Origin of the sequence: Chryseobacterium indologenes (assembly GCF_018362995.1) — a bacterium.
GTDB classification, from domain to species: domain Bacteria; phylum Bacteroidota; class Bacteroidia; order Flavobacteriales; family Weeksellaceae; genus Chryseobacterium; species Chryseobacterium indologenes_G.
Genome location: NZ_CP074372.1, coordinates 3,589,874 through 3,609,329 on the forward strand (window position 1 = coordinate 3,589,874; position 19,456 = coordinate 3,609,329).

General features: G+C 35.6%; 14 protein-coding genes. 3 read left to right on the forward strand and 11 right to left on the reverse strand.

Features of this window, described 5'->3' with window-relative positions; all coding sequences use genetic code 11:
* Positions 1 to 121 precede the first annotated feature (121 nt).
* The 3 genes from DYR29_RS16305 (at position 122) to DYR29_RS16315 (ending at position 3,533) form a co-directional block, all read left to right on the forward strand.
* Complete coding sequence (locus DYR29_RS16305) at positions 122 to 1,960, forward strand: M1 family metallopeptidase (RefSeq protein ID WP_213277695.1); 1,839 nt, start codon at positions 122 to 124, stop codon at positions 1,958 to 1,960.
* 223 nt (positions 1,961 to 2,183) lie between these two features.
* Positions 2,184 to 2,942 (forward strand): type III pantothenate kinase, encoded by a 759-nt coding sequence (locus DYR29_RS16310; protein WP_213277696.1) that lies wholly within the window; start codon positions 2,184 to 2,186, stop codon positions 2,940 to 2,942.
* A gap of 63 nt (positions 2,943 to 3,005) precedes the next feature.
* Complete coding sequence (locus DYR29_RS16315) at positions 3,006 to 3,533, forward strand: GNAT family N-acetyltransferase (protein WP_213277697.1); 528 nt, start codon at positions 3,006 to 3,008, stop codon at positions 3,531 to 3,533.
* 97 nt (positions 3,534 to 3,630) lie between these two features.
* Here the strand turns inward: DYR29_RS16315 and DYR29_RS16320 are convergent, their stop codons facing one another.
* From DYR29_RS16320 to DYR29_RS16370, 11 genes are all read right to left on the reverse strand, one after another.
* Positions 3,631 to 3,813 (reverse strand): hypothetical protein, encoded by a 183-nt coding sequence (locus DYR29_RS16320; RefSeq protein ID WP_142717296.1) that lies wholly within the window; start codon positions 3,811 to 3,813, stop codon positions 3,631 to 3,633.
* A gap of 104 nt (positions 3,814 to 3,917) precedes the next feature.
* The gene (locus tag DYR29_RS16325) at positions 3,918 to 4,349 is read right to left on the reverse strand and encodes a nucleoside deaminase (protein WP_213277698.1); all 432 of its coding nucleotides are present in this window, start codon (positions 4,347 to 4,349) and stop codon (positions 3,918 to 3,920) included.
* Complete coding sequence (locus tag DYR29_RS16330; RefSeq protein WP_249413520.1) at positions 4,350 to 4,967, reverse strand: hypothetical protein; 618 nt, start codon at positions 4,965 to 4,967, stop codon at positions 4,350 to 4,352.
* A 53-nt stretch (positions 4,968 to 5,020) separates the two neighbouring features.
* Positions 5,021 to 5,941, reverse strand: coding sequence for a helix-turn-helix transcriptional regulator (locus tag DYR29_RS16335; protein ID WP_047422207.1), 921 nt, complete (start codon positions 5,939 to 5,941; stop codon positions 5,021 to 5,023).
* A 216-nt stretch (positions 5,942 to 6,157) separates the two neighbouring features.
* Positions 6,158 to 8,509, reverse strand: coding sequence for a M14 family metallopeptidase (locus DYR29_RS16340; protein ID WP_213277699.1), 2,352 nt, complete (start codon positions 8,507 to 8,509; stop codon positions 6,158 to 6,160).
* Between the two features lie 476 nt (positions 8,510 to 8,985).
* Complete coding sequence (locus DYR29_RS16345) at positions 8,986 to 9,372, reverse strand: hypothetical protein (protein WP_213277700.1); 387 nt, start codon at positions 9,370 to 9,372, stop codon at positions 8,986 to 8,988.
* A 4-nt stretch (positions 9,373 to 9,376) separates the two neighbouring features.
* Positions 9,377 to 12,058 carry a hypothetical protein gene (locus DYR29_RS16350; protein ID WP_213277701.1) on the reverse strand — a complete coding sequence of 894 codons (2,682 nt, stop codon included), beginning with the start codon at positions 12,056 to 12,058 and terminating at the stop codon, positions 9,377 to 9,379.
* The gene (locus DYR29_RS16355) at positions 12,058 to 12,414 is read right to left on the reverse strand and encodes a hypothetical protein (RefSeq protein ID WP_213277702.1); all 357 of its coding nucleotides are present in this window, start codon (positions 12,412 to 12,414) and stop codon (positions 12,058 to 12,060) included. The genes DYR29_RS16350 and DYR29_RS16355 overlap by 1 nt, the downstream gene beginning before the upstream one ends.
* Before the next feature lie 16 nt (positions 12,415 to 12,430).
* Positions 12,431 to 16,585, reverse strand: coding sequence for a hypothetical protein (locus tag DYR29_RS16360; RefSeq protein WP_213277703.1), 4,155 nt, complete (start codon positions 16,583 to 16,585; stop codon positions 12,431 to 12,433).
* A 128-nt stretch (positions 16,586 to 16,713) separates the two neighbouring features.
* Positions 16,714 to 18,945, reverse strand: a complete 2,232-nt coding sequence (locus DYR29_RS16365; protein WP_213277704.1) for a M14 family metallopeptidase — start codon at positions 18,943 to 18,945, stop codon at positions 16,714 to 16,716.
* 230 nt (positions 18,946 to 19,175) lie between these two features.
* On the reverse strand, positions 19,176 to 19,346 hold the full coding sequence (locus tag DYR29_RS16370) for a hypothetical protein (RefSeq protein WP_213277705.1): 171 nt from the start codon (positions 19,344 to 19,346) through the stop codon (positions 19,176 to 19,178).
* Positions 19,347 to 19,456: the final 110 nt, after the last annotated feature.

The window sequence follows — 19,456 nt, forward strand, 5'->3', positions numbered from 1 at the left end:
AATTTAACAACCCGAATTAAAATTCATCTAAAACCATATTAAACAGAATAAAAATCTCAAAATAACTCCTATTTGAGGGTCTTGTTTAAATTACCTACCTTTAAAAAAAATAAAATTTTAAATGAGAAAATCGGCTGCAATCATTTTTGCGTTTATCATTTCACAATTTCAGGCTCAGCAAGGAGCTTATTATCAGCAGGCTGCGAAGTACAAGATGGATATTGATGTCAATGCTGAAAAATTTACCTATCAGGGAAAACAGACTTTAGAATACACCAACAACTCTCCGGATGAGCTGAATGTAGTGTATTTCCATCTATATTGGAACGCTTTCAAACCTAATTCCATGATGGACCAAAGAGTGGCTTCCCAAGGCAAGAATGGTGATGGAAGGTTGCAGAAAGACGGTATTTCAAGGCTGGCTTCCATTCCAAAAGATCAGGAAGGAGTTCAGAATATCCACTGGATAAAACAAAATGGGAAAGATCTGAAATTTGAAGTTCAGGAAACCATTATGAAAGTTTATCTGGCAGAGCCTATTAAACCAAACTCCACTACTACCTTTACGATGGACTGGGATTCTGTGATTCCTCAGCAGATCAGAAGAAGTGGTAGAAATAACAGGGAAGGAGTAGATATGACGATGACCCAATGGTATCCGAAAATTGCAGAGTACGATTACGACGGCTGGGCAACTTTTGACTATCTGGGAAGAGAATTCCACGCTCCATTCTCAGACTTTGATGTTACCATTAAAATCAATAAAGATTATGTTGTAGGAGCAGGAGGTATTCTTGAAAACCCAACAGAAGTAAAAGGTTATGATGCCAATGCTAAAATAAAAACTGAAAAAGATAAAAAGGCAACCTGGAGATGGACAGCGAAAAACATTCTTGATTTTGCTTGGAGTGCAGACAGAGATTATTCTGTAGAAAGCTTCAATGTTCCGGAAGGTCCGAAAGTATACTTGGTTTATCAGAAAAACGATAAAACAAAAGCATGGGGTGAAGCGCAGCCTTATATTACCAAATATTTCCAGATCATGAACGGTCACTTTGGAAAATATGTATATCCTACCTATGCATTCATTCAGGGAGGAGACGGCGGAATGGAATACGGAATGTGTACCATGATTTTAGGTGAAGCGAAAAGCATTAAAGATTTAATGGGCTTAATGGCTCACGAAGGATCTCACTCATGGTATCAGCAGATGCTGGCTACCAATGAATCTGTACGTCCATGGATGGATGAAGGTTTTACAAGCTATGCGGAAGGATATACCATGTATCAGTTATTTCCTGAAGATCTGCCGAATCCATTTGCCAAAACACTTGATGCTTACAGAAACTTTATTAAAAAAGGAATCGAAGAACCTGCAGTTTGGTTAGGGGATCACCATGATAACGGTACAGCTTATACTTATGCATCTTACGTAAAAGGTGAATTATACCTGGTGCAGCTTGGATACATTATGGGAGAACAAAACCTTGCAGAAACCCTGAAGCAATATTATGATCAATGGAGCATGAAGCATCCTTCAGACAGGGATTTCCTTCACATTGCACAGAAAGTTTCCGGGATGGATCTGAAATGGTTCCATAATTATTGGATCAATACAACAAAGACGATTGATTACGGCATTAAAGATGTAAAATATGATGCGAAATCTACAACCATTACTTTAATCAACAATGGTCAGGTTCCAATGCCGATAGATTTTGGAGTGATGACAACGGATAAAAAAATCGTTACTTATCAGATTCCGTTGAATATGACTCATACATGGAAGCAAAAGGATATTTATGGTGATCTTAAAACAGTGCCTTACTGGCCTTGGACCCAAAAAGAATATACCCTTACTATTCCTTATACCAAATCTCAGTTGTCTGTCTTGGGAATTGATTTCAGTCAGAGAATTGCAGATGTAAACATGGAGAATAATTTTGTGGAAGTAAAATAATGAATACAAAATAATATTATAAACGGCGCGGAAATTTTATTTCCGCGCCGTTTCTTTTAAAGAAAAGACTGGCCGGGAAATGTTGATGTGGATATATTTTTAAGATAGACTTAATTTATAGGAGATTCAGGGCTTGTTTTTATAAAAATGATTAAATTTAATCCCTCAAAATCAAGCAGGAATTTCAATTATAAATCACGAATTTCTTCTGAAAAATATGTCAATGAATTCAATTGTAATAAACGTAGGAAACAGCAATATCAGATTTGGTCTTTTCAATGGTGATAATTGTGATATTTCATGGGTGATCAATACAAAACCTTACAGAACGGCAGATGAACTTTATGTACAGATGCTGATGCTTTATCAGACCTATAAAATTGATCCACAGGAGATTGATAAGGTAATTATCGGATCTGTGGTACCTCAGCTCACCAAAGTAATGAGCTCCGGGATCAAAAAGATTCACGGGACTACTCCTGTAATTGTTGATAGATCAACCCCTTCAGGCGTTCAGGCAAAATCTAAACAGATGGGAACAGATATCTATGCCAACCTTGTAGCAGCACACAATTTGTATCCAAACAGAAAGAAAATTGTCATTGATTTCGGAACCGCACTTACGGCAAGTTGTGTAACGGAAACGGGAGAGACGCTAGGTGTGATTATTGCTCCGGGAATTGTTACCTCACTGAATTCATTGATCAATCAGACTGCACAGCTTCCGGACATTGAACTGAAAAAACCGAAGTCTGTTTTGGGACTGGATACGGTAACCTGTATGCAAAGCGGAATGGTATATGGTTTCCTGGGAATGGTAGAAGGTTTTATCAACCGTATCAATGAAGAGGTGAACGATGACTGCTTTGTAGTGGCAACAGGTGGTGTTTCCCATATTTACAAACCTCTTACAGATAAGATTCATGTGATGGACAGACTTCATACATTGAAAGGTCTTTATTTCCTGGGGAAAGATTTATAATGAAAGATTAAGACTAATTTCAGCTTAAATTATACCCTAACCCTCAATTCTAATTTTAATACAATGGAAAAATTTCCTGTCATAGAAACGGAAAGACTTATTCTTTCACAACTGGAAGAAAAAGATGTTCCTTTTATTATTGAATATCTTCAGCATAGGATTTTTTCTGATCTTACCTCTAATATTCCTTATCCTTATGTTGAAAATGATGCCAGATCATGGCTGAAAATGTCAAAAGAAGCTTTTGATCATCAAACAGGATATACTTTTGCCATCCGGAATAAAGAAGGGCATATCATGGGTGCTATCGGGCTGCATGACAGGGATGATGATAAGGCAGAGCTGGGATACTGGATAGGAATTCTTTACTGGAATAAAGGACTGGTGACCGAAGCTGCAAAAGCGATTTTAGATTTTGGTTTTAAAAAAATGGGGTTCAATAAAATTTTTGCGACACACTTTCTTCACAATCCGGCTTCCGGAAGAATAATGGAGAAAATAGGAATGGAACAGGAGGCTGTTCTGAAACAGGAAATAAGGAAAGACGGAGAATACTTTGATATCGTGAGGTATGCTATTTTTAAAGACTGATCTCGATGAATATCAATGCATTACTGATTCTATAAAACAAAAGCCAGAGAATATCATATTCTCTGGCTTTTTATCTACTATTATTTTATGAACTATTTTAAAGTCCGCCAAGACATGCGTCGCATTCTTTTAATGGATATACCCAAACTCCACTATCATCTTGGAAAGGGAAATTTTTGCATCCTACTTTTCTTGCGCCGTTGTCATCAATATAAAAACATTGATCCGGACGGATACCTCCATTAATTTTTGCAGTTTCTTTTCTTGTTAATTTTTTCATGGTATTTTATATTAGTTGTAGTCAAATATAACTAATTATTCAATTCATTGAATATATTTTACTGAATTTTATAATTTGATGAAGAAATATGCTTTAACAAAGGTTTATCTTTTACTTTTAAAAAAATCTTTAACAATAGAAGAGCATTCGGTTTCCATGATGCCTGTAATAATTTCTGTTTTCGGGTGCAGAGAAAGATGTTTATTGATAAAACCCCTTTGTTCATCCCGCGCACCAATCACTACTTTTGAGATCTGAGACCAGGAAAGTGCACCTGAGCACATTACACAAGGTTCCATTGTTACATAAAGAGTACAGTCTTTTAAGTATTTCCCTCCAAGGAAATTTGCCGCTGAGGTAATAGCCTGCATTTCTGCATGAGCGGTAACATCATTCAATGTTTCAGTAAGATTGTGGGCTCTTGCAATGATCCGGTTATTGGAAACCACAACACATCCAATAGGAACCTCATCTTTTTCCAAAGCGACTTCTGCTTCTAGCAGGGCCATTTTCATGTAGTATTCGTCTGTAAACATTTAGTCGTTTATCGTTAAGGTCAAAGGAAGTTTAAAACGGTAGGTTGTAGGATCACCTTTTATCATTGCGGGAGAAAATTTTTCGGCCAGAGAATATAATGCAATTTCTGCCTGCCTGTTGAAAGTGAAATTATCACCCTGTGCATGAACATTGCTGACGGTGCCATCTTTTTCTACAATAAAATCAACGTCTGTTTTTATCATTTTTTCTACGGAATAGACGCCATCAACGTATAGAAGATTAGCAACTTCCTGTCTCAAAGAATTAAGTCCTCCGGGATAATCTGCAATCTTTTCTGCATCTGAAAATTTTTTAGTTGAGGTTAATTTAGGATTTTTGAGAGTTTGGAGGTCTTCCAGGTTTCTTACTTTTAATAAGGCTCCAATCAGGGCATTGTTTTCAATGCTGTCCATTTTTTTCATGAAAAAGAGAAAATCTCCTTTTATTGCCATCTTTTTATCCGTATTGGATTCAGCATCAAACTTTTTTTTGAATTCTTTATTCAGCATATTTCTGTGCTGGTTGTAATAGCTCTTTACAAGCCGGAATTCTTCTTTCTGCTGTGCCAGAAAAAAGGTGGAGATAAAGCAGCTGATGCCAACAAATAAAGTTTTCAATAAGGGTATATTTATGTAAATATAACAAAAAATATGAAATATATTTTTTATGATCAGCTTTCAAGATAACGGTTCAAAGATTCCTGCAAATGATTACGGATATCATCAACTAAACCTTTAGGTTCCAGAACAGTAACTTCTTTTCCGTAAGAAAGAATTTCCTGCATAAAGTCATAAGTAGGGTGGAGGAAGAACTCAAAGTAAATTTCTTCAGGAGTTTCTTTGGTCTCTTTCTGTGATTGATGAAGGGGGAAGCTTCTGATATATTCTCCCTGATGACGGCTGCATTTTAATACAATATTCTGCGGTTTCTGTTCCGTCAGATTCATGACTCCGAATGCATTTTTAAAATGCTCCCTGAAATTATATTTGTACTTCTCTCTAAATTGATTTTTAGCTACATCAAGATAGTTGATTCTGTCAAGCCCGAAGGATTTTAAAACTTTATCTTTTGTATCAATAGCAATAAGATACCATCGGTCCTTGGATTCTTTTAAGGCTAAAGGATGAACCTTTCTGGAGGTCATCAGTTTGTTTTTGTAATTGTAGTGTTCAAAGCTTACAACTCTTTTATTTCGGATGGCAAAGAACAGATCATAAAAATGTTCCACACCGGTTGGCTTACGGCTTTCAAAAAAGATAAAATCTGAAAAATCAGGGTGAAGATTCAGAGCGTTGCTTACCTGAAAAGACTCCAGCAGTTTTTGGTTGTATTCATCCACTTCCATGATCGGGCGGCTCTCAATATAATATCGGTTGTCACCCTTTTTCTTGTTGTGAATAGAAAGATTGAAAAGATCGGAAATCTCCCGGATATCCCTCTGCAGGGTACGGATAGAGTAGCTCTTTATTCCTGCGTCCTGGAATTCAAAAGAGTTTAAAAGATAGTCCTCCAGTTGGGAATAGGTAGCCGGAGAACTTTCTAATCTTTTTATAATTAAGGCATATCTTGTCAAATAAAAATCTTTCTTCATTTCTCTATTTTTAGGGTGCAGCAGAACTGCGTTTCAGGGTAAAGTTTTATAAGACAAATATATGCGGTTAATGCGACAAAACGTGTCGTGTTTTATTTTTTGTTGGAAATTTATGGGATAATATTCTTAAGAATACTCAGGTTGGAATACTCCCGATATTTATATTAATGGTTATTAGTTTTTGAACTTTAAAATTATGTATTGATATGATATCGATTAGTACATTCTGTTGTTATAAAAATCAACAGCATATTTACCCATTGAATAAAATGTATTTACGTAGGTTTCTATACTTCTTGTAATGACATTATTGTTAAAGGATGTTGGATCTGTTGGATTGTAATAATCACTCTGATCAGTCTCCATTGTCATTGCTACTACCTGCTGATTCCCCATCCAGGCCTGAGACATCGGAGAGCTGCCATCAATATCTGAAAAAGCAAGCAGATCTTTATCCGCTAAATAACTATATCGTTTTCTTATTTCAGCATCTAATCTGTCACATAATGAATAGATGGCATTCTGAACAGTATTAAATGATGATGCAAACCAGACAGCCCGATAATCAATATTTACTCCTGATCCAAAATTATGACAGTCAATAAATAATACAGTGTCTGTTTTAATAGCATTGAAAGTATCCCTTACCAATTGTGATTCTTTTTCGCTAAATGGTGCAGTTCCTTTATAGGATTGTGAGCCAGCGCCACCATCTGCATATTCTGCCCAGCGATAATCAAAATTTCTGTTAATATCCACACCGTTATGATTCCATCTTACCGATTCTGTACCACTCACATTTCCAACATTCAACGCATATGGATTAACCAGAGGAATCAATGTCCAGTCATAGTTAGTACGTAAAGCATCTATCATCTCATCCTTATTAGGATTTTCAAGCAACAGTTTAAAAAATAAATAGGTTGTGTAAACACTTAGCTTTTCGCCTCCATGGGTGCCAGCACATACGAATATACGAGGCTTTCTGCGCCTTTGTGTTGGTGGCATTTTTCTATTAAATGAAATATCAATTCGCAAAATATCATAAGGTGCCGGACCTTCTGTCTGGCCTATGACTGTTTTAGTGACATTATTTGAGAAGGGTGCTATTACACGATCATACATTGGATAAAGAACATCTGATGTAAGAGTTAAAGGATTGAAGGCAGGATAAACAGGAGCACTCCAATATTTAATTCCGAAATTGTCGACTGCAAATTTATTCATTTGCCGTGTGTCCTTTTGAGATACGGGAACTCCGTTTACAGAATAATTTTTCAGGCCGGTGACGTAAAAAGTAGTGAAAGCACCGCTATACCGGTAAGTAAATAAAATCAAATGGTTTAACAAAGGAGCAGATGTCTGGCTTTGAACAATGATTGTATTGTTTGTTTTATTATACAATACAACACCGGCCGTTATAGCAGAAGGCAAATCTATACCCGCAGTTGAGATGGGCAGGCTAATTCTTCCCACAGTTGTGTTTCCTGTATCAATGATTGCTCCCCCGGAAATTATGATTTTACGATTAGCTAAATCAAAATTGATGTCGGTATCATTGGTATTTAAGATGGCAACCTGTTCGTTGATCGTATAAATCGTAGATGGCAGAGGCTTGCTTTTTTTACTTTCATTTAATAACTGATCATACTTACTGGCACTGATATTCTTTAAAATATATGTGAAATCAAGACGGTCCTGCTCGGTAACGATTTCTGTTGGAGTATTCTTTTCAAAAACTATTCTCACCTGATTAGAGGTCAAATTATCTACTGAAAAGTCATTGGTCGTAACATTCTGGTTGGCAAATATTCCATCCTTATAGAAAACAACACGGGAAATTTTATATCCTGATTTCTGGCTAATCAAATATTTACCGGAAACTACCGGAATTAAAGCAGTTCTTATCCCTGTGTCAGAGGTAGAATTGAAACCATTATTTACTGCTATCCTGCCGATTTCTGTAGGAATATTCTCTCCTAAATTAATTTCTAAATTATTGTATTCTGATATGACTTTTATAGAAGCTTTTGCATTTTCTACAATATCATTAAATGTGATTGACTTAGATGAGTAACAATTAATCTTAATTGCATTTAATTCGGGCTGGGTAACTGTTTGCGTTTTGTCAATATGATGCAGGGAAACTTTCCATTTCTTTGCTGTTGCAGGGATGGTTGGCGTAAATGTTTTTGCATTTATATCCTGTTTTGAAATAAAAACATTCGTATCGGAATAATAGAAAATAGTTTGCAATAACATATCACCCAGAAGTTCAATTTGGTTGGCATAGACGATATCTAAAAAAGAATCCGTCCTTCCTCTTATAGTCGATCCTGTGGGAAACCCGACAGACCCGGAAATTGCCAGTGCTCCAACTTCCAGGGTTGGGTTCATATAATCATTGAAACTGCTGTTTTGCTGTATAATTTGGCCACTATTTTGAATTTGGTTTATTGGAATCAAATCGTTTTTATGCCAGTAAGAATCCTGCCATTCCCAGAATTCTTCCTGTACTGGAATATCCCCGTTTTCAAAATATTTTTTTAATTCTTCTTTTGTTTTCATAATAAAATTTGGTGATTTTTGTATTAAATGGTTAAGTTATTGAGGCTCAGTTTTTTAAAACTGACTATGTTTCAATCTTTAGATTCTCAGACATAGTTATGGCTGTTCAGCATTTTGTAAATGCTGAATTCTAAGAGTTTTTAAGATTTTAATGGTTTTTGTTGTGTCTTTGTTTATGCTTCAAAAGTAATTTGGGAAAACGACAAAACTTGACGTGTTTTAATTTTGTGGGAAGTTTATTAAAATAGAGAGTTTGAAATTAAAAGAAAGTTCTCCAGCTATGAATGGTTGGAGAACTTTTTAATCTTTTAATAATGAAGGCGTATTTGCCAGATAAAAATTTTTATTTTTATGTTGCAGCAGTGATGCGTTTATGGTAAAGCTTTATGAGACAAATATATGCGGTTAATACAACAAAATATGTCATGTTTAATCTTGTAGATAAGTTTTGTTATATAAAACTTATTGGAAGTGTGTTAAAAATTCTTCCTTACAAAATTTTTAAAGTCAAAATTTTGATGTTTGAAATATGTATCTTCATCAACAACAGTGTATTGATTATTTTTATCTTTTATAGCATAAACAAACCTCGGTTTGTCATCTCCTAAAAAAGAGGTCATGTGAAGAGGAACACCACTATCTAAAAAGTATATAAAAAAAGATTTATATTCATTATCATATTTTTCTTTACTATTCACACTAAAATGCCATCCGTCATGTTCATAATATCCATCATTGCCTAATGAATATACTTTTACTTTATCTTTTGTTGCTGAAGCCGTTTGCAAATTATAAGCTTCTTTAAAGACATCATCAACTACTTTTAATCCTATTTGTATGATTTGTTCTTTTGTCGGTTTCATATTTTTAATAATGTATATTTAATTTTTTTAACTCATTTTTTAAATTCCATTCTCCAGCAAGATAGTCTTTATCTAATTGTTCACTTATATTCGCATTTTTACGATATTTATTATTGATATTATCAAGCTCTATATCGAGTTCTTTTATATCTAGTGCTTTAGATTTTGTTGCTAAAAACCTGTGGACAACATATTCCTCTTTTATGTGAGTTGGTATTTTGTCAATAAGCATCTGGTATTTTTCCAATCCTAATTGTTCGATAAGTTTAGCGTGCATCTCGACGTGGAATACCTCATGTTGCAATGTATGAGCTTTGATTTTCATAAATCCATCAGAAGTATTTCCGGTAAACAGATATATTCTAGGCCCTTTTAATTTAATACCATATCTTCTGTATACTCCATTTCTAGGAATGAAAACCCCTTCTACTCTCGGTTCATTTTGCCAAGCTTTAAATAAATCAAATAATTCTTCATTATTTCTGTCAACGATATGAATATCAAAGTTTTTAAGTTTTGTTGTTTTTCTGATTCTATCTGCAATTTTGGCAACGGATTTAATGTCGACCTCTGCGATACTAGCTAAATCATCTCCAATATTTAAAGTACGAACTTTTTCTTCAACAATTTCATATAATTCGTCTAAAAGATCATCTACATTATATTTTCCTTTGGAAGCTTCTCCTATTATTTCATCCTCATGCTCCAGAATTTCTTTAGCACTTTTTCTCAATCCATTATGAATTGCTACAGAAAGTTCACCGGATAAAGATAATAATTCCAGCCAAAATAAATACTCAGATAATGATTTGCCCCATGAGGCATCTCTTGCTCCGGAAAGTTTCAGTAATGTATTGACTGTACCGCTGGTAATTTCTACTACGGCTGCTGTTGCTGCTACGGCCTTTCTTACATTCGCTACGGCTCTTCCTGCTTTACTTACAAATCTAAGCTTCTCTGCTTTCGCTGCAAATTTTGCCAGATATCTGAATTTTCCAATGTTTCCTACTCCGGAAACGGTAGTTAAAATATCTGCGACATATTCTGCGCTTGTAATGACGTTACTCCAGAACTGTTTGTCACGATTGGCTTTCAACATAAAGGCTGGGACAACAGAATCCAGCTTCATTTCTGTTTCCTGATTTTCAATATCCTTAAGATAGATAGGATAAAAAGGATGATACCAGAACTGATCTATAATAGGAATCTGCGTAGGCACTAGATTATCAGTCTTCAGACCTGGCCTCATTTCAATTTCTGTTTTTCCCGTATCATATAAAGTTTTTATCAGCCTTCCTTTTTGCTGATGGGTCTCAAAAGACATACTTACATTACTGAAATAAAACCCGAAAGCTTTTTCAGAGGCATAAGGAAGGAATAAAAGTCCGTCGGTAGTTGCAAATTCAGGATTTTTTTCTGTATCCGGATATATGAACCTTGACTTTTTCCATACCTGGCTGATCAGTTTTGCAAATTCCATGAAATTTTCACCATTGATCCTGTCATAAATAAATTCAAACTTGGAAATATTTTTGTCTCCGTCCTTTATTGTCTCTAGGAACCAATTCATGAGTTTTATTTCCTGTCCTTCTTTTTGCAGAATAATTTTTATAAGTTTTATAAAAATGTTTTCTTCCGCAAGATCTTTTTTATTTGTAAGGCTATCCCTTCTTACAGCCATTTCCATAAGTTTCCATAGGAAGTCTTCATTAAACATTACAGCTACAGATTCTGGTAAATAAAACAGCGTTTTCATGGCATCGTAGTAGGCAAGGGTACTTTTACTTTTAATGCTGTCTTCTATTTTATGTATAACCTGGTTCATAAACTGATCTCTGAAAGAATCTCTCTGGGGATTGCTGTTATCTCCTTTTTCTAAGGAGAACCCTTCACTAAACAGGGTTTGGTCTAAAAAAGCAAGTATTCCGCCGATACTTGTAAATTTTAATATAATGGAGCATTCATCATCATATAGGAAGAACTTTGGTCTGTATCCTTTTTCATAATATCTGTATTTTAGTATGAAATTCTTTAGCCCGTATTCTATCTGAAGGAAGGGAATCAAAGTCATTCTGCCTTCCTTTTCAGATTTCAGAACCTGAACCTTCTTTTCCGGATTATTCCATAAATATTGTTCATTCTCAAATAATATTTTTATAATTTTTCCAAAAGTTGTCACATGATCAGTATAATCGTAAGTATAGGTGTCATTTTCTAAATCTTTCAGATATTTTCCATTGGGGTCATAGTATATATTGTCTGGAAAAATGGTTACAGCCTTTAGACTTTCAGAATAAATGGCCACTAGATTTTTAACGGTATCATAAATGTAGGAACTAGTCCCAAATTCTAAGGGAAATTCTATAAGTGATTCATCATCAGGTATAGTTTCAGTAGTTTCCTCTAAAAGATTGAAATACTTTCCAGAAATGGTTTTTACATAATATTTATTGTTTCCACTGGTTTTCAGCAGATAAATAGCTTCAGCATTATGGCTATTCAGAATACTAAAAATTCGCTTATATTTATTAAAATCTGTTTCAAAAATATTTTTATTGACATTATAGGCAACACCATCATCCAATGCTGTTAAAAGAATTTCAGTGGGAGGTAGTGCATTTTTTGCCGCTTCTTCAGATCTTCGATAGAGTCTGAGAAATTCAATTATTTGTTCAAAATCAGCCATTATTTTTTTGTTTTAGAATTTATGGGTGATAATTCATTTTCCGGAAAAATCATTGTAAGCTTATTGTTGTAATAATGCTTCTGAATTGTTTCTTCATCTAATACGAGAAGATCCAGATAGTAATCTTTATCAAGGAGTGTGTGGGCATTTTTAAGTTTGCATTTAGCCTGTACCAAAACATCCCAGTCTTTTCCTTCCAGCGTATTCCATTCATCAAAAGGAATCCGCCCCCTGCTTCCGAAAAGAAATATCTTTTCTACAGCAGTAATATCATCAATCTTGTCCTTTAAGGTTGTGAGGATATAAGGCAGCACTTTATCGTGCTGCCAAATAGCCTCGAGTTTTACTCGGCTCATGGTTTTTTGTTTTAGATTAAATCAGGAATCTTGATAGAGAAAGCTTTTCAGCATATTCTTGGACATCAACCAGCTTATCGTCTTTATCAAAAAGTCGGTTGGATGAACCGGTGAAGAAATCATCAGCAAATTTTAGAAAAGTAATTCCATCCGTTGTAAAGGCTAATGTGTCTGACATTTCTGTATAAGGAGGTTTGACAAATTTGAAACTTTTGATTTTGTCTATGTCTACTCGGATCGTAACTCCATTTTCTGTATTGGCAAAAGCTTCAATGCCATCTATTCCTGAAAGTCCGGAGGCTAAAGCTCCATAAACCTTCACTAGAGAATCTGTTTTTGCCCATGTTGCGTCTCTTACAACCTCAATGTTTTGTCCCATACATTCGTATTTTCTAGGAAACTCACCTGCTTGGTCAAGATCACCAATGGTATTATACGAGCCTGTATTATCTAATTCTTTCAGAGAGAATTGAATCTGTTTTATGCTGGATTTGTTTCCCATTAAAGAATTATCCTTCACAAAGTTACTTTCCGTAATCACCTCTCCCGGTACTTCAAACTCATTAGGATCTTCGGCACTGAATGGTAAAGCATGCGCTACTTTTAAGCCGATGCTTTCAGCCTGAAGAATATTTAATGGAGTTGGAAGTCTGGTAATCCAGGCTTTTCCTTGTTTTATGCCTTTAGGCTGTTTCATTTCATCTACAATAGATAGATAAAGAGAATCTCCAATGACAGGAACTTCTCCTCCATTCCAGATTTTACCTGTTGCCATATAGAACTGAACAGCATCTTCAAATCCTGGGCGTACCGTAGCAACAACTCTTGCCATACCACTTTGCAGGAATGCTCTGAATAATGGGTCTACATCTTCAGCCTGGTAAAGATTAGTCCATTCTGTTTTATTAGCCCAATAGTAAGGATACAGATAATAAGAAAGGTTTTCCCATTCGAAGGCCTGTTCCATGAACTTAAGGAAGGCTGTATATTTATCCAGTGTTGATGACAGGTCTGTTTCATAATCTGTAAATGTGCTTCCGGTAGTTAGCCCTGCCATACCATAGCCATGGGTAGAATTGGCTGATCTGTTGATCATATAGGAGATACAGTTTTTACGGAGTACCGTATTCTCGATCTGACGATAGAATCCTGGATTGGATCCTTTAATCTGGATACCGGTAGCTTTTTCTTCCGCTATTTTCTGTTCGTAAATTGCTAAAGCCTTTTCATAGCTGTCAATAATGGCTTTGAATGTTTTCTGAAGCCATGCATTTCTTGCTTCCGGAGTAAGCTCTAAATTCAGTTTCAGAGTACCTTGCATAATTGGGCTTTCTCCTGTAGCAAAACTAAATTCCAGTTTATTTTTGATATTCAAGGTTGTTGTTGTTCCACTCACCTGTGTGCTGTTCGGTGAAGAAATCCAGTAAGTACCTTGCCCTCCAATGGTCATGAAAGCCTGGTGAGCCCCTTTAAAGCTGTGTGGATAGGTTTGGAAAGTATAATCAACAGTTTTTAATAAATAACCTTCCGGAACTTCAACTTCTCCGTTTCCGTTTACAATCTGAACCTTGTCATCATCTTTTCCTCCGAAGTTTCCATCACGTCCACTGAATGATTTACTTATAGCAAAGGATTCTGCAGGTCTCTCATCAATTTCGGCATTGTATTTACTTATCCAATATTTTAATGCGGCTTCGTTACCTAAAGATGAATAATTTTCTAATGGCAGATAGCTTGCTTTTCTTGGGTCTTCAGGTTTTACAAGATCACTCTTCGTTGCTGAATTGTCCAATGTCATTCCCAGCGTATGTAATTTAGCAGGTTGAGGAATCATAAATTCGAACATCAGACGCTTGCCATAATTATAGATCTGGTTTTTCATAAGTTTGTCTACCCAACGGAAAACACCTACAACATGCTTATCTCCTTTGGTATTGTCAAAGCCGTGTTTGTTATTCTCTTCGAACTCTTCAATGATCTTTTCAATTCTTTCCTCATGAACTTTTGTGACCACTCTGTCTAATGCTCTTGCTGTAATATCCTGAGCTTGGGTAAGCGCTTGTCTTGTACTTTCTTCTTTGGAAGAATGAGTGGCATATCCACCGGCAATTCCTGTACTTATTGTTGCCCCCATTGCTCCTGTTCCGGTTTTCCAGGTGGCATCAAAATGTGCCTGTACATTGGCATCTCTGGATTCCTGCAACATTTTGGCAATCTCAGTCTGCATTTCAAATCTGGTTGCAGTAGTGGTGTCTGTAAGTTTTTCTCTTTCCGTATCTGAAGATGTAGTATTGGTGTTTTCGCTTCTTCTTAGTCTTCTTGTTGCTTTTTCACGGTACTCACGGGCCATTACGTTTTCAATATGAGCCACTTCCCCTTCTACATAAGCATGGGTAGTCTGTTCAACTTTAAGATAGTCAGCAATACCGATTTGCTTAAATCCAAATCCGGAAGGGATATAAGAATCATCAGGTTCCTGCACAGGATCTTTAATTTCATTTACGAACTCAAAAGATGAGGTGTAGCAGGACTTCATTGAAATAATTCTTGGGAAGAAAGTCGTTACCTTACCATTGGTAAAGGTGATTTTAACATCCATTGTAAAGTTCTCTGTTTGAGAAATGTATACACCGTCTGTTGTTGCGCTTCCTAATAATTTACTTAAGAAAATCTTATTACCAACACGGCTTTTTTCAAAATAGGTCCCGGAAATAGGTCCTGCATTGGTATAGAAAGTATAGCTCATACTTGCTACATTCCAGGAAGCATCAGGAACATCGATAGATAAGTCCAGACATGTATTTCTTAAAATATGCCTTGGGCATAACTGATAGGTAAAAGGAATCGTTTCTACTCTTGAAACAGGAAGAATGACTCCGCCAATGCTTGTATAGCTTTCAGAATTATCCATGATATTATCCAGAATAACTTTATTAGCACTCTCCGTAGCATTGGAAATAATATCTTTTAATTCATTGAACGTATTTCTTCCTGCCAGCAAACTATCAATTAGTGATGAGTCATCAATCCTTTCTTTACCCGTCTCTGAAAAATCATATTCTAAAAGGGATAATATTGTATCAATACTGTCGGGTTTCAATCCACTTACAAGAGTTCTCGCATCAACTTCAGGGCGGAAGGAGAATTCAAATTTCGGAAGCTTCGGATAGAGAATTTCTTCTGGTTTGTTACAAGGGTCTTCAGGATCATATGGCAACTCAGGATTTCTGATCTCACAATATTTTCTCCTTGCTTCTTCTACGCGGGCATAATATTCGTCAAGGATGGATTGGTTGGATTCGTTATGTTTTTCTTCACTGGCTTTATATTCTCGTGTATATTCTTTTTTATAGCTGTTCTCAATAAGAGACATCTCTTTGGTTAACACTTCATATCTCTTAAGAAGAGCCTGGGCTTCCTGGATATTTTGCTGCTTTTCCATGTAAGAGGACGGTGATGTAACTTCTCCCGATTCTTGTTCCTCCATTTTTGAAGCAATACCAATTGGGTTGGCATCCGGAGAATCTAGCATAAGCTCTTTAGGAATAACTACTCGTGCAGATAAAAGTTCCATAAGTTCTTCGTTATTAAAGGCAGACTGATCAGTTTGAAGAGTATGAGCTGCCAGTAATACCTGCATTAATGCTTCTTTCAGATAAAAATCTTTTTGTGTGGCAATCTGATAAATTAAATTGTTCCATAAATTGATCAGATTAGGAAAAGCATACAAAGGAGATGTCTTTACTTCATGAGATTTAATCATGTACTGATTGGTAGTACAGGTATTTTTATTTTTTGCAAGCCATAATGCATAATCGTACACAATACCATAGGTTTGTTTCATTGCTTCCATATCAGCAATAAAATTGGCATTCTGTGCAAAAACAGCAGCCCTTTCTTTCAACAATTCCTGTTTAGGTCTTGTTCCTGAAGCTACAGGTATATAAAATGTATTGTCACTTTTTAAAGAATCCGGAATTGTAATGAATTTTTTATTTTGCTTATCTTCATCGGGTAATTGCGGGCTTCTTAAGCTTACGAATCTGAAAAGTGTTTGTGATGGATTGTTTGTGTTCATAGTGTTTGTTTGTTTATAATTAATAATTCCTTCTCCTATTAAGGATTTTCCGACGGTAAATGCGGATTTTGTTGATGTATTATTTGTTGGCATTTTGTTTATTTTTTTGTGAACTCAAGAGCTAGAGTAAATGAATTATTATATATAGGGTTATATAAGTTTTAGGTTTACGGAATGCCAGCATTTCCAAGGCCTAAATCACTGAATACAGAAACTATTTTCTATTTTGTCCTGTTATATTCTTCTAAATGCTCAGCAAGAAAAATTCGTAAATAGTTGGTAAATGTTTCCAAGCCAAAAGTAATAGCATCACTGTCGTGGCTTTTAAAAGCGGGATTGAATCGGAAGTTCTGACAGACTTCAAACGTTGAAGCATAAAGAGCTCCCAAAGATTTCATAGCAGAACCACTAAAGCCCGGGCCGTTATAGTTATTCGACTGTCCGATACAATAATCATCAGATTGCGGAATTAGTAAAGATTTAGTCTTATATTTTGCTGACAGTTCTTTCATTAAAATATTAGCTGAACTTTGACCTAATTCAGAACCAAGATTTACAACCCATGCCATATTGTAATTTTTTGGATCTGTCTGGGGAGTACCATGAAAATTGTGAAAGTCTATGCCCAGTATTGTGTTTGGAGTGATTTTTTCCTGCATGTATCTATATATTGCCTGGGATTCAATTTCTGATAATGTTGCTTGACCAGGATATGTAGAATCTGAAGGAGTAGTGCCTCCACCTGTCCAGAATGTTGGAAAATTTCTGTTTAAATCCACTGAGTTGAAATTCTTTCGCGTTCCTGCACCCGATCCGGCATTCCATCCGTGCGGATTAGCAAACGGAATAATAACAAATTCAACATTAAATCTTAGGTATTCTAAAAACGGATGAGATTTCCAATTCGTCAGAACTTGTTTCATGAGCTCATAAGTAACAAATGAAGGTGTTTTTTCAAAACCATGGATTGAACAATTTAAAATAATTCGTGGTAACGTCTGAGCATTATTCCCGGTAGGATCCCCAGCGGTTAGTTTTCCGGGTAAAAAAGTATAACCATAAATTGGCAGCTTTCCTTCAGCATTGGTATCTGTAGGGACATCAGTTGTAAGCGTTTCCTTACTAATTGAATATCCGGGAGGTACATTTGTTATAAGTTCATCCCACTTTAATGACCATTCTCTGCAGTCCTCATAGGGTTTTTTTGGAATGCCTGATCCATCCGGACCTGCATAACTGTCTAATGCCGGAGCAGAATAATAATCATTGAAACTGCGGGACTTTGCAAACTTTACAAATCCTAAAGGATTATTAAAGACTTCTGATTTTTTATACAGCGTCCTGCTTAGGTTACTATTATTGGTAACACCCGAGTTACTTTCAACGACTCTTTTCTGATTAGGAACCTGAGACCAGTCAATTGTTACTTTTCCATATATTGTTGTATTGGATTCCCTTTTTGTTCCTGACCTGAGAAAATAGGTTTTAACTCCTGTGTGCAATAAAGGATCATAAGGTGCAGAGAAAGCATTATTAAATTCGTCTGCATACAAGAACAGTGCAGGCTTAGCTCTTTCTGTATAAATAAAACCAAGATATGAATTGGTAGTTGTAACATTTTTTCCTAGTCCGTATAATGTAACCACCGCACTGTCTTTTACATTATAAAATTCAGCATCTAAGATGGCTTTACTAAGCCAGAATTTTTCATCTGATGTTCTGGATTCATGCCAGGTTGAAAATGTTTTATTGTATAAAACGTCAGCAGTTGCTACAGGCTTTATCGGGTAAGTGGTTGTTTCTGTTGTATTGATTAACATATATCCTTTAGCTCCAAAAACCTCCTGTAAGGTTGAATTTAGATTGAGTACATAAAACAAAACATAATCATTAATTCCCAAAGGTCTTGCTGCATTATCATAGACTGTAACCGCTCTTGCATTTGTACTTGATGTATTATAGACAATTGCATAATATGTTGGATTTGCCGAGGTGTCAACAGTCTGTGCCCTAACATTAAATACGCCTTGGTTTGTAATAAGTTTATTTGTTGAGGTACCAATTAATGTAACTGTGTTAGTAACAGTATCAATTGTTAAAGTGGTTGAATGTGATGTGAAAATACCCGGTGATTTAGGAAATGGAAAATAAATCTCCCAATTAGCATTATTACCCGGAACCGCACTTGTAATATCTATTTTAGCTTTCCATAAAATATTTAGATATCTGACAACTTCCCCAGCTTTGTAAGAGCCCAGAACCCAATCCCTGACCCCTCCTGTTTTTATATTGCCCAGCAAGTCTCCGACACTTACGGCATCAACATCCGCAATTTGGTTTAATGGAATCATTTCATCCTTATGCCAATAAGATTCCTGCCACTCCCAGAAATCTTCCTGTACCGGAATATCTCCGTTTTCGAAATATTTTTTTAATTCTTCTTTTGTTTTCATAAAACGTTGTGTGATTTTTTAGTTAATAAATTGATTATATGTCCTGCCTTTAGCATAGCAGGCTCATTATTACTATATTTTCAGACATAGTTCTGGCTGTCCAGCATTTTGTGAATGGTGAATCAAAGATGTTGAGAATGTTTAATGAGATTGCTGTGCGCGTATTATAGAGATTTCAAAGGTAATGGCAGACAGCGTCAGAACTTTGTCGTGTTTTATTTTTCTTTTATTTAAAGAGTATCTTCTTCAAGTACTGTTTCTTCAAAATCTTCTCTGAAGAAGTTTTCAATATCATTGAGATAGTTTTCATAATCTATCTCAGTCTTTTCAATGTCACTCCATTCTATAGTATAGAGGTTTTCATCGAAGAGTATGTTGGTATTAAGATTGGGAGTTTCCATGTTTTGTGTTATTGGGTGTTGGTTATATTTTGAACATATTTCAGGCTGTTCAGCATAAGTGCATGTTGAATTCAAAGGCGTTTAAAAATTTTTATAGATTGTTGTTTTGT

Bases quoted from the DNA above. Each gene is read 5' to 3' on its own strand.
- DYR29_RS16335 (WP_047422207.1), bottom strand. From the start codon at position 5,941: ATGAAGAAAGATTTTTATTTGACAAGATATGCCTTAATTATAAAAAGA.
- DYR29_RS16310 (WP_213277696.1), top strand. From the start codon at position 2,184: ATGAATTCAATTGTAATAAACGTAGGAAACAGCAATATCAGATTTGGT.
- DYR29_RS16360 (WP_213277703.1), bottom strand. From the start codon at position 16,585: ATGCCAACAAATAATACATCAACAAAATCCGCATTTACCGTCGGAAAA.
- DYR29_RS16340 (WP_213277699.1), bottom strand. From the start codon at position 8,509: ATGAAAACAAAAGAAGAATTAAAAAAATATTTTGAAAACGGGGATATT.
- DYR29_RS16345 (WP_213277700.1), bottom strand. From the start codon at position 9,372: ATGAAACCGACAAAAGAACAAATCATACAAATAGGATTAAAAGTAGTT.
- DYR29_RS16350 (WP_213277701.1), bottom strand. From the start codon at position 12,058: ATGGCTGATTTTGAACAAATAATTGAATTTCTCAGACTCTATCGAAGA.
- DYR29_RS16365 (WP_213277704.1), bottom strand. From the start codon at position 18,945: ATGAAAACAAAAGAAGAATTAAAAAAATATTTCGAAAACGGAGATATT.
- DYR29_RS16305 (WP_213277695.1), top strand. From the start codon at position 122: ATGAGAAAATCGGCTGCAATCATTTTTGCGTTTATCATTTCACAATTT.
- DYR29_RS16325 (WP_213277698.1), bottom strand. From the start codon at position 4,349: ATGTTTACAGACGAATACTACATGAAAATGGCCCTGCTAGAAGCAGAA.
- DYR29_RS16315 (WP_213277697.1), top strand. From the start codon at position 3,006: ATGGAAAAATTTCCTGTCATAGAAACGGAAAGACTTATTCTTTCACAA.
- DYR29_RS16370 (WP_213277705.1), bottom strand. From the start codon at position 19,346: ATGGAAACTCCCAATCTTAATACCAACATACTCTTCGATGAAAACCTC.
- DYR29_RS16320 (WP_142717296.1), bottom strand. From the start codon at position 3,813: ATGAAAAAATTAACAAGAAAAGAAACTGCAAAAATTAATGGAGGTATC.
- DYR29_RS16355 (WP_213277702.1), bottom strand. From the start codon at position 12,414: ATGAGCCGAGTAAAACTCGAGGCTATTTGGCAGCACGATAAAGTGCTG.